At 58.9% G+C, this 12,457-nt stretch carries 12 protein-coding genes; 7 read left to right on the forward strand and 5 right to left on the reverse strand.

Features of this window, described 5'->3' with window-relative positions:
- Positions 1 to 40: 40 nt before the first annotated feature.
- The 4 genes from serA to AC2FGB_RS14880 all read right to left on the reverse strand — a co-directional run bounded on the left by serA (position 41) and on the right by AC2FGB_RS14880 (position 4,900).
- On the reverse strand, positions 41 to 1,636 hold the full coding sequence (gene serA, locus AC2FGB_RS14865; protein WP_496694199.1) for a phosphoglycerate dehydrogenase: 1,596 nt from the start codon (positions 1,634 to 1,636) through the stop codon (positions 41 to 43).
- A gap of 65 nt (positions 1,637 to 1,701) precedes the next feature.
- The gene (locus AC2FGB_RS14870; protein WP_142637234.1) at positions 1,702 to 2,883 is read right to left on the reverse strand and encodes a phosphoserine transaminase; all 1,182 of its coding nucleotides are present in this window, start codon (positions 2,881 to 2,883) and stop codon (positions 1,702 to 1,704) included.
- A 199-nt stretch (positions 2,884 to 3,082) separates the two neighbouring features.
- Positions 3,083 to 4,177, reverse strand: a complete 1,095-nt coding sequence (locus AC2FGB_RS14875; RefSeq protein ID WP_496689966.1) for a Gfo/Idh/MocA family protein — start codon at positions 4,175 to 4,177, stop codon at positions 3,083 to 3,085.
- 12 nt (positions 4,178 to 4,189) lie between these two features.
- The gene (locus AC2FGB_RS14880) at positions 4,190 to 4,900 is read right to left on the reverse strand and encodes a GntR family transcriptional regulator (RefSeq protein WP_142637238.1); all 711 of its coding nucleotides are present in this window, start codon (positions 4,898 to 4,900) and stop codon (positions 4,190 to 4,192) included.
- Between the two features lie 107 nt (positions 4,901 to 5,007).
- On the opposite strand from AC2FGB_RS14880, the gene AC2FGB_RS14885 reads away from it, so the two are divergent.
- From AC2FGB_RS14885 to AC2FGB_RS14910, 6 genes are read left to right on the forward strand one after another with little or no spacing between them, the layout of a single operon-like run.
- Positions 5,008 to 6,162: an LLM class flavin-dependent oxidoreductase gene (locus tag AC2FGB_RS14885; protein WP_496689967.1), complete on the forward strand. Its 1,155-nt coding sequence runs from the start codon at positions 5,008 to 5,010 to the stop codon at positions 6,160 to 6,162.
- Positions 6,162 to 7,052 (forward strand): aldo/keto reductase, encoded by an 891-nt coding sequence (locus AC2FGB_RS14890; protein WP_496689968.1) that lies wholly within the window; start codon positions 6,162 to 6,164, stop codon positions 7,050 to 7,052. The genes AC2FGB_RS14885 and AC2FGB_RS14890 overlap by 1 nt, the downstream gene beginning before the upstream one ends.
- Entirely contained in the window at positions 7,052 to 7,567 is a 516-nt protein-coding gene (locus AC2FGB_RS14895) for a flavin reductase family protein (RefSeq protein WP_185956692.1), read from the forward strand. Before AC2FGB_RS14890 ends, AC2FGB_RS14895 begins: the two co-directional genes overlap by 1 nt.
- Positions 7,568 to 7,620: 53 nt before the next feature.
- Positions 7,621 to 8,208: a TRAP transporter small permease gene (locus tag AC2FGB_RS14900; RefSeq protein ID WP_142637246.1), complete on the forward strand. Its 588-nt coding sequence runs from the start codon at positions 7,621 to 7,623 to the stop codon at positions 8,206 to 8,208.
- Positions 8,209 to 9,498, forward strand: a complete 1,290-nt coding sequence (locus AC2FGB_RS14905) for a TRAP transporter large permease (protein ID WP_142637247.1) — start codon at positions 8,209 to 8,211, stop codon at positions 9,496 to 9,498. It begins immediately after the preceding gene.
- A gap of 24 nt (positions 9,499 to 9,522) precedes the next feature.
- The gene (locus tag AC2FGB_RS14910) at positions 9,523 to 10,584 is read left to right on the forward strand and encodes a TRAP transporter substrate-binding protein (protein WP_142637250.1); all 1,062 of its coding nucleotides are present in this window, start codon (positions 9,523 to 9,525) and stop codon (positions 10,582 to 10,584) included.
- Positions 10,585 to 10,615: 31 nt separating this feature from the next.
- Here AC2FGB_RS14910 and AC2FGB_RS14915 read toward each other — a convergent pair whose 3' ends face one another.
- The gene (locus tag AC2FGB_RS14915; protein WP_142637252.1) at positions 10,616 to 11,086 is read right to left on the reverse strand and encodes a tetratricopeptide repeat protein; all 471 of its coding nucleotides are present in this window, start codon (positions 11,084 to 11,086) and stop codon (positions 10,616 to 10,618) included.
- An 84-nt stretch (positions 11,087 to 11,170) separates the two neighbouring features.
- On the opposite strand from AC2FGB_RS14915, the gene AC2FGB_RS14920 reads away from it, so the two are divergent.
- A complete protein-coding gene (locus tag AC2FGB_RS14920; protein WP_496694200.1) occupies positions 11,171 to 12,370 on the forward strand; it encodes a cytochrome-c peroxidase in 1,200 nt (399 codons plus the stop codon).
- Positions 12,371 to 12,457: the final 87 nt, after the last annotated feature.

A 12,457-nucleotide genomic window follows, 5' to 3' on the forward strand; every position in this document is an offset into this window, starting at 1 on the left:
AAGACGCGGGTATGAAGTGTCTCAGATATTCAACACCGCCTCAGGCAACGTCGAACTCCAGCGGTTTGATTTGCGTGAACAGGCCGGTTTCGGCCAGCTTTGCCCGCGCTTCGGCTGGCACCGGTTCGTCGACATACAGCAGCGCAATCGCTTCGCCGCCCGCTTCGGACCGGCCAAGGGTAAAGTTCGCGATATTGACGCTGTGCTCACCCATGGCCTGACCTAACGCACCGATGATACCCGGCACATCTTCGTTCGTGGTATAGAGCATGTGCGCGCCCACCTCGGCGTCGATATTGATGCCTTTGATCTGAATGAAGCGCGGCTTGCCATCGCTGAACACGGTTCCGCCGATCGAACGCTCGCGTTTCTCGGTCACGACGGTCACCTTGATATAGCCCTCGAAGGCGCCAGACTTGTCCTGATTGGTGGTCGAAATCTGAATACCACGTTCCTTGGCCACAACCGGGGCCGAAACCATGTTCACCTCGGGATTGAACTTCTTCATGATCCCGGCAACAGCCGAGCAGTTCAAAGCGGCAAGGTTCATTTCCGACGCAACACCATCATAGAGGATGTTGATCGCCTTGATCGGCTCATCCGTCATCTGACCGATGAAACCGCCCAGATGCCCGGCCAGTTTGATCCAGGGCCCCATGACCTTGGCCTCTTCCGCCGTCACGCTGGGCATGTTCAGCGCGTTTTCCACCGCGCCGGTCAGCAGATAGTTCGAGATCTGCTCGGCCACCTGCAGCGCCACGTTTTCCTGCGCCTCGGTCGTGGCGGCACCCAGATGCGGGGTGCAGACGACATTGGGCAGGTTGAACAGCGCGTTGTCCTTGGCCGGTTCTTCGCTGAACACGTCAAAGGCGGCACCGGCAACGTGACCGGATTGCAGAGCCTCGGCCAGCGCCTCTTCATCGACCAGACCGCCGCGGGCACAGTTGACGATGCGCACGCCAGGCTTGGTCTTGGCCAGATTTTCGCGGCTGAGAATGTTGCGAGTCTGATCGGTCAGCGGCACATGCAAGGTGATGAAATCGGCACGCGACAGCAGCTCATCCAGTTCAACCTTTTCAACACCCATCTTGGCGGCTTTCTCTTCGCCCAGATAGGGATCATAGGCGACAACCTTCATTTTCAGGCCCAGGGCGCGTTCGCAGACGATCCCGCCAATATTGCCCGCACCAATGACGCCCAAGGTTTTGTTGGTCAGCTCGATCCCCATGAACTTAGACTTTTCCCATTTGCCCGCATGGGTCGAAGTGCTGGCCTCGGGGATCTGCCGCGCCACGGCGAACATCATCGCAATCGCGTGCTCGGCTGTGGTGATCATGTTGCCAAAGGGCGTGTTCATCACGATGACGCCCTTCTTGCTGGCGGCATCCTTGTCGACATTGTCGGTGCCGATGCCGGCGCGACCTATGACTTTCAGCTTGTCCGCATGTTCCAGCAAGGTCGGCGTGACCTTGGTGGCCGAGCGGATGGCAAGGCCGTCATATTGGCCAATCACTTCGGCCAGTTTATCTTTGTCCTTGCCCAGATCGGGCATGAAATCCACGTCGATGCCGCGGTCGCGGAAAATCTGAACAGCGGTTTCACTGAGTTTGTCAGAAACGAGTACTTTGGGAGCCATGTCTGTGGTCCTTGAATGTAATGAGATGTCCGGGCCTGAGGCGGCCCGGTGAAGATTGGGAAAGATCAGGCGGCTTCAGTTTGTGCTGCGAGCTCAGCCTCGAAGGCCCAGGCTAGCCAGGGCAACATCGCTTCGATATCCGAAGTTTCGACCGTGCCGCCGCACCAGATACGCAGACCCGCAGGTGCGTCGCGATAAGCCCCGATATCCAACGCGATATTCTCGGCCTCCAACCGCTTTGCAACGGCCTTGGCAAAGGCTGCGCCGTCCCGGATGCGCGCATCGGTGAATTTCAGACAGACAGACGTATTCGACTGCGTCGCCGGGTCGTCAGCCAGGTTAGCGATCCAGCCATTCTGCTCGCAGAACGCATGCACCGCACCGGCATTCGCATCGGCCCGGCCAATCAATCCCTGCAGACCACCAACTGAGCGCGCCCAATCCAATGCGAACAGATAGTCCTCAACCGCCAGCATCGACGGGGTGTTGATCGTGGCGCCAGTAAAGATACCATCGATCAGCTTACCGCCCTTGGTCAGGCGGAAAATCTTGGGCAATGGCCATGCGGGGGTATAGCTTTCAAGCCGCTCCACAGCGCGCGGGGAAAGGATCAGCATCCCATGCGCCGCCTCTCCGCCCAGAACTTTCTGCCAGCTAAACGTGGTCACATCCAACTTGTCCCACGGCAGGTCCATCGCGAAGGCCGCCGAAGTCGCATCGCAGATCGTCAAACCCTGACGGTCATCCGCGATCCAGTCACCGTTTGGCACCCGCACGCCCGAAGTCGTGCCGTTCCATGTAAAGACCACGTCATGGAAGAAGTCGACCGAGGCCAGATCGATGATCTGCCCATAATCGGCTGTTTTCACTTCGGCGTCGATTTTTAGCTGCTTGACCACATCCGTGATCCATCCCGCGCCAAAACTTTCCCAGGCCAGCATCTCGACCTTGCGTTCACCCAACAGCGACCACAGCGCCATCTCAACCGCGCCGGTGTCAGACGCGGGAACGATGCCGATCTTGTAATCTGCTGGAATGCCCAGCACTTCACGCGTACCTTCGATGGCCGCTTTCAGCTTGTCCTTGCCAACAGCAGCGCGATGCGAACGGCCAAGCGCTGCGTCAGCCAGTTTGGTCAGGTCAAATGTGGGGGGTTTGGCGCAGGGGCCCGAGGAAAAGCGCGGATTTGCCGGCCGCATTTCAGGTTTGCGCACGGCGTCATGCGACGCCGGTTGTTCGATAGTCATGTGTATTACCCTTCCAGATACACGCCCCTCGTTGGGGAGGGGTGTCCCACGGACAGAGCTAGGGTGCAGACGCAGCATCAACAAGCGAAAAAGACCCATCAGAAATCAAAAACGACAGGTTTTTATGCGCAAGTTGGGGGAGCGCGTTTCCGATAGGCGCAATTTCGTCACCGGCACAGCGCATCGTCCTTGTTGCCTATCAGGTCAACCGAACGGCTTCACCCGTTGCCAGCGCCTGTTGTGCCGCCAACCCCATACGAACGGACCACAGCCCATCCTGCAGCGTCACATCCGGCGCAGCCCGCTCGCCTCGAACAAGCGCCAGGAACCCCTGATGCTGGTAATAGGTCGATCCATTGTGGTCCCCGGCGGCCAGCAGGCGCGGATCGACGGGGATGTCCTGTGACACCGGCCCCTTCGGATTACGCGGGCTGACAATCACCTGCGGCACCGGCGGCTCACCCAGATGATCGGGCCAAAAGCGCCCCGGCCCCGGCACCAGCGCCTCGATCTTGGCCAGTTGTCCTGTGGCCGAGATTTCCTCTTGGTACCGCGATCCTTCGGCGAACATGCACAGTTCCAGCATCGCCCGCGTGCCGTTGGCGAAATCAACCAGAACATAACCGTGATCCAGAATATCCGGCGTTTCCCCATCATAGCTTTCGTCCAGATGGTTTACCGCCTGCCCACCGCTGGCGGTGATCCGCACCGGATCGGACCCAAGGATCAGCCGCATCAGGTCGAAGAAATGGCAGCATTTCTCGACAAATGTGCCGCCGGTATTGCGGTTGAACCGGTTCCAGTTGCCGACCTTTTCCAGAAAGGGAAATCGATGTTCTCGGATCGTCAGCATCTGCACCCCGCCGGTGGATTGGAGCCCTTTGATCAAAGCGGCAATCGGAGGCATATAGCGATATTCCATCGCCACCCAGATTGGATGGGGATAGTCACGCTGCACCGTTTCCAGCCGCGCCGCATCCTGCGGATCGGTAAAAAGCGGCTTTTCCACCAACAGGGGCAGTGGGCGCATCGCCGCAATGTCGCAGATCTGATCCACATGCAGGTGGTTCGGGCTGGCGATGACCAGGCAATCCAGATCCTCGACCGCCAGAAGGTCAGCCACCGACCCCACCATCACAGCCTCGGGCGCGATCTCTTGCGCGGCGTGGGCCATCTGCGGGTCGGGCTCATAGATTGCCGCCACGCGCGTGCCATCCAGCAGAGCGATATTATGCAGGTGCTCCTGCCCCATCATGCCGCATCCGATCAGCCCGTAATTGATGGTCCGGGTCATGCGCGTTTCCTTTTACTTCAAGCGTTGAACATAGGTGGCCCGATCCGGATCGAACCAAGTTTTAGAGAATTCGACGGGTTCGACCTGTTCTGACCAGCTGAACCGCTCGATATACCCGACCGTCTGCCCGAAGGGCTTGGTAAAGCCCGTCGGTGTCCAATCGGGCAGCGCGGCGATTGAAACCCTGTCTACGGCCCGCGTGATCCAGAACCCCAACTGCTGCTGATAATAGCGATACAGCGAGTCAGACAGCAGGTTGCCGTCGATCAAACCCACTGATTCGTCGAGCCATATCTCTTCGACCGCGATGATTGTGTCATTCAAATAGCGCATCCGGCGCACGCGCGACCCCGTGGCCGCGGCTCCGAAACCGGGCAGATTGGCAGGCTTTTCCAGATGATCGACCGACAGGATATCCGCGCTTGGCAAACCGCCCCCTTCGGGCAGCTCAAGCCGGAACATCGCATAGACGCTGTTCTGCGTTCCGGTCTCACGGATGTAATTGCCCGAGCCCTGAATGCGTTCCAACATCCCTTTTTTCTCAAGCTCAGACAGCGATTTTCGCAGGGTCCCGACCGAGACATTCAGGTCCGCCGCCATGTCCCGTTCCGGCGGCAGGCGCTCACCGTCAATCAGACGGCCGGCCGCAATATCGCGGATCAGCAGTTCTGCAATCTGAACATATATCGGAAGGGCATTGGGGTTTCGGCTTGTGGGGGGCACGTCGGGGCGCTTCGATTGGTCACAGGAAAAATTGATACACTATTGATCTACATCAATGTGATTGCTACGCAAGAGAAAAAGCAAATCCATTGCGGAGACCGACTCAGATGACGATCGTCCCAATCACCTCCCCCGATCTGAATGCGGCCGAGGTCTCGTGGTTTTCGGCTCTGTGTTCGGATGACTATCAGTTTCTGGGGATGCCCGATGGCGATCTGCGGTCCAGCTGGGACCATTGTTCCGCCATCGTGAAAGAGGCCGAGGCACAGGGGTTTCGCAACATCCTGTGCCCGTCATCCTATCAGGTCGGTCAGGACACGCTCAGCTTTGTTGCTGGATGCGCACCGATCACCGACAAGATCAACCTGCTGGCCGCGGTGCGTTGCGGTGAAATGCAGCCCATCATGCTGGCCCGCACCATCGCGACGCTGGATCACATGTTGCAGGGGCGCTTGACGGTCAACATCATCTCGTCCGATTTTCCTGGTGAAAAGGCAGACAGCGCGTTCCGTTATCAACGCTCGCGCGAAGTCGTCGAAATCCTGAAACAGGCTTGGACGCGGGATGAGATCAACCATGCGGGCGAGGTCTATAATTTCTCGGGCCTGACCACCGATCCAGCCAAACCCTATCAGACCGGCGGACCACTGTTGTATTTCGGCGGCTATTCCCCATCTGCGCTCGAACTGTGCGGAGAGCATTGCGATGTCTATCTGATGTGGCCAGAAACCAAGGATCAACTGGCCGGGCGGATGAAGGCGGTTCATGCGGTAGCCGAGAATTACAACCGGACACTGGATTACGGCTTGCGCGTTCACATGATCGTTCGCGATACCGAGGCCGAAGCGCAGGAATACGCTGATTACATCGTATCCAAGCTGGACGACGAATACGGTCGCGCCATCCGCGAACGGGCGCTGGATTCCACCTCGCTGGGTGTTGCGCATCAGGCCAAAAACCGCGATCTGGCGGATGAATACGGCTATGTCGAGCCAGGTCTTTGGACCGGCGTTGGCCGGGCGCGGTCTGGCTGCGGCGCAGCGCTTGTGGGCTCCACCGATCAGGTCATGACCAAGATTGAAGACTATCAAAAGATGGGCATCCGCGCCTTCATCTTCTCGGGCTATCCACATCTGGACGAGGCCCGCCATTTCGGTGCCCGCGTGATGCCCAACCTGAAAACCTGCTCGCTTCCCGAGGAATACGGACGCGTGCCCAAAACCATCCCAGCCACCCCGCTGGGCAACGGAGTTCGCCGCTAATGCAACGTGTAAAGCTTTCAGACACGCTGGAAATGAGCCGCCTGGTATACGGCATGTGGCGCTTGGGTGATGACAGTGACACCTCGGCGGATCATGTCGAAGCCAAGATACAAGCCTGCCTGGATCAGGGCATCACCACATTCGATCAGGCCGACATCTATGGCGGTTACGCAGCCGAGGCGGTTTTGGGCAACGCCCTGCGCGCCAATCCGGCGCTGCGCGCGCGGATGGAGATCGTCACCAAATGCGACATCGTTGCGCCGATGGGCCGATACGCAGACGCCATGGTCAAATATTATGACACATCGCGCGCGCATATCCTGAAATCCGTCGACACCTCGCTGTCCGAAATGGCAATCGACCATGTCGACCTGCTACTGATCCACCGCCCTGATCCCTTCATGGACCACCATGAGACCGGCGCAGCGCTGGACGAGGTCGTGGCCAGCGGCAAGGTGGGCGCGGTTGGCGTATCGAATTTCCGCCCGTGGGACTGGACGCTTCTGCAATCAGCGATGAAGACCCAACTGGTCACCAACCAGGTCGAGATCTCGCTGGGCGAAATCCGCCCCTTCACCAATGGCGACCTAGCGTTTCATCAACAGCATGGGCAGCCGGTGATGGCGTGGTCGCCGCTGGGCGGCGGACTGCTGATGGCCGGGAACCCTCCGGTCGGCGTGGTCGCGGATGAGATCGCCGCCGAATTCGGAGTGGACCGGGCCGCAGTGGCCGTGGCCTTCCTTCTGGCACATCCTGCAGGCATCCTGCCGGTGCTGGGCACCAACAATCTGGGCCGGATCAAACAGATTTCGGACGCCTTGAAAGTCAATCTGGATCGCGAGAGTTGGTACCGCCTTTATGAGGCGGCACTGGGCCATGAGGTACCATGATGAATGCAATGTCACAGGACATGAACCATACTTTCATCCCACACAAGGATGACACCCGAACCCTGCGCGATGCGTTTGGCCGCTTTGCCACCGGAGTTACCATCGTCACCTGCAACAGCACGGACGGTCCGGTCTGCATCACCGCCAACAGTTTTTCGTCCCTGTCGCTGGACCCGCCCCTGATCATGTGGGCCGGCGACCGCAACTCGCGCCGCTTCCCCTATTTCCACAAGGCGCGCCATTTCAGCGTTCATGTACTGTCCTCTGAACAGGCCGAGCTGTGTTTCGGCTGCTCGAAAAACGCCTTTGCGCTGCGAGACATCGCCCATGGGCATTGCTCAAATGGTACCCCTCTGCTGCCGGATTGTCTGGCACGGTTTGAATGTGAACAACACGCTTATCACGACGCAGGCGATCATGTGATCGTGGTGGGCAAAGTCCTGAAGGCCAGCATAAGCGATGGAGACGCGCTGACCTTCTATGCCGGAAAACTCGGCCAATTCGCGCAGTCCTAAGCGCGCTCTGACGACTGGGGGACAAACCCGCGGCTGACATAGGGAGGAAACGCATGGGCGGACTGGCAACGATGCTGGCGCCGATTGCATTCGTGAACGAAACCGTGCTGCGATTGGGCCGCGCGGTTGGCGTCGTTGCAATTGCATTCATGGTGACTGCAATCCTGATTCAAGTATTCTTCCGATATGTGCTGGGCAACGCACTGCCCTGGCCGGATGAGGCCGCCCGGTTCTGCATGCTCTGGATGACGGGTCTGATGGCCCCGACCGCATTTCGCCGCGGCGGGTTCGTGGCCATCGACATGGTGCCCCTGATGCTTCCGCGCGTATTGGGACAGGTACTGATGCTCGCGCTGCTGTTCGTGTCACTGGCGGTGCTGCTGGTGGCGGTTAAGATCGGCTGGTCCGAAGTGACCGGGTTCGGGGGCAAATTCGCAACCGCCGCTTTGTATATTCCCACCTCATTTGGCTTTGACGAATGGTACCGCGTCCCGCGCAGCTGGATGATGGCCTCGCTGCTGGTAGGGGTGGCCCTTCTGATCGTAGTAAATGTCGAGCTGATCCTGCGCGCGATTGTCTCGCTATTGGGTGGCGCAGACCTGCTGCCTGAAATTGCCGACGCACCGGTGGGGGCTGAATAGATGTTGATTTGGTTCCTGCCCACTTTCCTTGTCTTTCTGATGATCGGCCTGCCGGTCTTTTTCGCCCTTTTGGCCGCCCCGGGTATCCTGCTGTGGCTGAATGGCCAATCCAATGACATCACCCTGCTGTACCGCAATGTTTATAACGGCATGGACAGCTTTCCCCTGATGGCAATCCCTTTCTTCATGCTGGCCGGAGAGCTAATGAACCGCGGCGGGATAACCATCCGTCTGGTGGAATTCAGCCAAGCCTTGATGGGCCATTTTCGCGGCGGGTTGGCGCATGTGAACGTGCTCAGCTCGATCCTGTTTGCGGGACTCTCGGGCTCTGCCGTGGCGGATACATCAGCGCTGGGTTCAATGCTGATCCCGGCGATGGAGAAGCAGGGCTATACCCGCAAATTTGCCGCGGCAATCACGGCGGCCAGTTCGGTGATCGGTCCGATCATTCCCCCTTCGGGCATCATGATCATCTACGCGTATGTGATGGGCGAAAGCGTTGCGGCGCTGTTTCTGGCTGGGATCGTGCCGGGCGTCATGGTTGGCGTTGGCCTGATGCTGATGATCAAATTCATGGCCGACAAGTATGATTTTCCCGTTGCCAGCCGCAAATACACATGGGGTGAACGGGGTCAGGCCAGCCTCAAGGCGTTCTTTCCACTGCTGACTCCGGTGATCATTCTGGGTGGTATTCTGGGCGGTATCTTTACACCTACCGAAGCCGCAGCGGTGGCCGTCGGCTATGCCTTTCTGATCGGCTTTTTCATCCTGCGCACCCTGACGCTCAAAGAAGTGCCCGAGATCCTCAGCAATGCCGGCCTGACCTCCGCCGTCGTTCTGCTGCTGGTGGGGGCGGCCATGGCGTTCAAAACCGTGGTCAGCCTCAGCCATGCGCCAGAACAGCTGGCCTCGCTGATCCTCAGCCTGTCGGAAAACCCGCTGATCCTGCTGTTTCTGATCAACCTGCTCTTGTTCGTTGTCGGCATGTTTTTGGATGCCGGGCCTGCGATCATCATTCTTGGGCCGATCCTGGGACCGATCTTTACCAGCCTCGGCGTCGACCCGATCCACTTTGCCATCATCATGAGCGTCAACTTGACCGTTGGTCTGGCCACACCCCCCATGGGGCTGGTGCTGTTCGTGGCCGCCGCCGTGTCGCGCGAAAAGGTTGAAACCATTGCCAAGGCGATCCTGCCGTTTCTGGCCGTTGAAATCATCGTGATCTTTCTGATCACCTACATCCCCGCATTATCCATGACGATCCCGAGGATAACGGGATTTGCCAACTAACTGAGTTCCACAGGGAGGAAACGCATGCTCAGAACCTTTATCAAAACCGCAGCGGTGGCCACGTCGCTGGTCGCCGCATCAGCCATCGCGGCCACGGCAGCGGATTATACGCTGCGCGCCACGGCCAACTCGAACGAAAATGACGAGGATTATGACGGTCTAATCGTTTTCAAGAACTATGTCGAAGCCGCTTCGAACGGCGCGATCGAGGTCGAGCTGTTCATCGGTACGCAGCTGTGTTCGAACGGCGCGGAATGCCTGCAGGGTGTGGCCGATGGAACCATCGACATCTATATCTCGACCTCGGGCGGGGCGTCAGGCATCTTTCCCTATGTTCAGGTCCTCGACCTACCCTACCTTATGGCGGATGACCGGATTGCCGAGCATGTTCTATCCGGCGATTTCACCCGCACCATGCGCGACATGGCGCTTGAGGATTCCGGCGGCGCGATCCGTCTGATGACCATCGGCAACACTGGTGGCTGGCGCAACTTTGCCAACACCCAGCGTCGCGTGGCTGAACCAGCTGATATGGAAGGGTTGAAAATCCGCACCGTGGTCGCTGACCTGCCACAAGAGCTGGTTAAAGCCTTGGGTGCATCGCCCACCCCGATCCCGTGGCCGGAACTGTTCACCAGCTTTCAAACCGGTGTGGTTGAAGGGTCCAAGAACGGCATCACCGACATCATGGGCATGAAATTCCCCGATGCAGGCCTGCAATATGTCACCCTGGACGGCCATGCCTATATGGGCGCTCTGTGGTGGATGAATAACGCCAAGTTCCAGGAGATGCCCGAAGACATGCGCCGTGTCGTGGTCGATGGGTTCTATGCGCTGCAGCAGGCCACCTTTGCCTCACCCAAGCGCAAGTCGATCCAGGCCTATGAGGATTTCGTCGCCGGTGGCGGTGATCTGTACGTGCCGACCCCCGAGCAGAAAGCCGCGTTCAAAGAGGCGGCAACCCCGGTCTACGAGTGGTTCCAAACCAACGTCGGTCGTGGTGATGAGGTCTTCACCGCGCTCACCGAAGCCGTTGCAGCGGCCGAGGCAGACGTCAACGCATCGCGTGACGCGGACCTGAACTAAGCCATTTAGGGTCGGGCGTTTGGCCCGACCCTCACCGAAACGGGTACATCCACCCTTTATAGTCGTTGACCAGAACATGGGCTCTTTCAATCTGCTCCTGCGACATTTTCTTGACCACTTCCTCAAGGCTGATTGCCGCGTCGGGATCGCCGCCAATGGCGCTGAGCGTGTACCACATGTAAGCCCGCACAAGATCGGGCGCAGGCATGCCCAGACCCAGTTCGTAATACCAGCCGATCCCCGATTGTGCGCCCGGATGCCCCTTCATCGATGCGCGCAGATACCATTCAAAGGCCCGTTCATAATCCTGCTCGACTCCAAGACCCAACCCGTACATCACGCCGATCAATTCCTCGGCCTCGGCATTGCCGGATCGGGCGGCGGGCAGCAGTTCCTCGCGCGCGGCCTCGAACGCGCCGGCCTCCATCATGTCACGCGCCTGTTCCAGCTCGGCCAGCGCAGGGGTCGCAAGCATACACAGGGCAAATATAATCTGGCGCATGGGATTGCTTTCCTTTTCGCCGGCGCAGCCGCAGCGCAAGAGCTGCCACGCCCGCTGACCGATGATGATTTCCTGTCCTTTGATATGGAACAGGCCGCCATCGGTCATCAACTGTTTTACGATCCAATCCTGTCGGGCAATCAAAACATCGCCTGCGCCCATTGTCACCATCCCGATTTCGGAACATCCGACAGCCTGTCGCTGGGTATTGGCGAAGGCGGTCAGGGTTTAGGCCCCGATCGCACGCCGGGCACTGGGTCCGACAAAATCCGCAAGCGTATTCCCCGAAATTCGCCCGGCCTTTGGAACCTCGGGGCAAAGGACATCCATACTGTTTTCCATGACGGACGACTGAGTATCTCGGATGTCTATGGCAACGGCTTCAACTCTCCGGCGCAGGAATGGTTGCCCGCGGGATTGAATTCTCTGCTGGCCGCGCAGGCGCTGTTCCCGCTGACCTCGCAGTTTGAGATGGCAGGAAATGTGGCTGAAAACGAAGTGACCGGCGCGGTACATGACCGGATAGACAAGGGCTGGCCGATCCTTGCCAAGCGTGTGCGCACCGACCCCGCCTACAGTCCGGCCATGATCGCAGCCTTCCCTGAAGTCGAGACATCCGAAGACATAACCATCACCCAGATCGCCAATGCTCTGGCCGCCTTCATGGCTATCGAATGGCGCAGTATCGACAGCCCTTTTGATCATTATCTGGCAGGGAACACCGATGCGCTGTCACCGGTTCAGAAGGCTGGGATGACCCTTTTCTATGGCAAGGCGCAATGCTCCACCTGCCACGCCGGGCCCCTAATGTCGGATCAGAAGTTCCACGCGCTGGCCCTTCCGCCCTTTGGCCCCGGTCGCACCCGGCAATGGGACCCCAATGTGCGGGACGTAGGGCGCATGGGCGAAAGCGACCAGCTAGAGGATGCGTATCGCTTTCGCACCCCCATGCTGCGCAATGTCGCCCTGACCGCACCTTATGGCCATAACGGAGCCTTTCCTGACCTCGACAGCATCATTCGCCATCATCTGAACCCGCAGGACAGCCTTGCGCATTGGACTCCCGAGATGGCCGCCTTGCCCAAAGTCCCGTGGCTGCAACAGGTTGATTTTGCGGTGTGGAACGACCGGTTCGAACTGGCGCGACAGCGTCGTCAGGTCGACATCATCCCGATGGAGCTATCAGACGTCGAGATCAGCGAGTTAGTGGCCTTCCTGAACGCCCTGACGGGCACAAGCGTGGACACGCCGCCATTCGGCGTGCCCAAGGGGTTCGAACCCTGATATCAGCCTCTTACTCTGCGGCTTCTTCGTAAGCGTCCATTGGTGGGCATGTGCAGATGAGGTTTCGGTCGCCGTATGCGTTGTCGA

The sequence above is a fragment of the Ruegeria sp. CDSC021 genome, from assembly GCF_059610845.1.

Bases quoted from the DNA above. Each gene is read 5' to 3' on its own strand.
- AC2FGB_RS14875 (WP_496689966.1), bottom strand. From the start codon at position 4,177: ATGACCCGGACCATCAATTACGGGCTGATCGGATGCGGCATGATGGGG.
- AC2FGB_RS14920 (WP_496694200.1), top strand. From the start codon at position 11,171: ATGGAACAGGCCGCCATCGGTCATCAACTGTTTTACGATCCAATCCTG.
- AC2FGB_RS14915 (WP_142637252.1), bottom strand. From the start codon at position 11,086: ATGCGCCAGATTATATTTGCCCTGTGTATGCTTGCGACCCCTGCGCTG.
- serA (WP_496694199.1), bottom strand. From the start codon at position 1,636: ATGGCTCCCAAAGTACTCGTTTCTGACAAACTCAGTGAAACCGCTGTT.
- AC2FGB_RS14910 (WP_142637250.1), top strand. From the start codon at position 9,523: ATGCTCAGAACCTTTATCAAAACCGCAGCGGTGGCCACGTCGCTGGTC.
- AC2FGB_RS14870 (WP_142637234.1), bottom strand. From the start codon at position 2,883: ATGACTATCGAACAACCGGCGTCGCATGACGCCGTGCGCAAACCTGAA.
- AC2FGB_RS14890 (WP_496689968.1), top strand. From the start codon at position 6,162: ATGCAACGTGTAAAGCTTTCAGACACGCTGGAAATGAGCCGCCTGGTA.
- AC2FGB_RS14900 (WP_142637246.1), top strand. From the start codon at position 7,621: ATGGGCGGACTGGCAACGATGCTGGCGCCGATTGCATTCGTGAACGAA.
- AC2FGB_RS14895 (WP_185956692.1), top strand. From the start codon at position 7,052: ATGAATGCAATGTCACAGGACATGAACCATACTTTCATCCCACACAAG.
- AC2FGB_RS14885 (WP_496689967.1), top strand. From the start codon at position 5,008: ATGACGATCGTCCCAATCACCTCCCCCGATCTGAATGCGGCCGAGGTC.
- AC2FGB_RS14905 (WP_142637247.1), top strand. From the start codon at position 8,209: ATGTTGATTTGGTTCCTGCCCACTTTCCTTGTCTTTCTGATGATCGGC.